Annotated in this window: 1 pseudogene; it reads right to left on the bottom strand. The window is 64.7% G+C overall.

Annotation, left to right across the window (positions count from 1 at the left end):
• Positions 1 to 191: pseudogene (locus IU459_RS38025) on the bottom strand (IS21 family transposase); the annotation flags it as partial.
• Positions 192 to 255: the final 64 nt, after the last annotated feature.

Raw genomic sequence — 255 nt, 5'->3', positions numbered from 1 at the left:
GGAAACCACTGCCGCACCAGCTCGCTCCACTCCGCGGGCGAGCGCTGCGGCCCGCCCGGTGACAACCCGGCCGCGATCGCCGGGTCCACATACTTCTTCACTGTTTTGCGGTCCAGCCCGAGGCTGGCCGCGATCTGGCTCTGCGAACGACCCGCATGCCAGTGAACCAAGATCTCGACGATATCGACCACGTCGAACGTTCTCCTCGCCAATACAGGCTCCCATCACCATCGAGCGATGGGAGCAGCCAACTCC

Source organism: Nocardia amamiensis, assembly GCF_015477605.1.
GTDB lineage: Bacteria > Actinomycetota > Actinomycetes > Mycobacteriales > Mycobacteriaceae > Nocardia > Nocardia amamiensis_A.
This window is presented reverse-complemented; position numbering and strand designations above follow the sequence as displayed.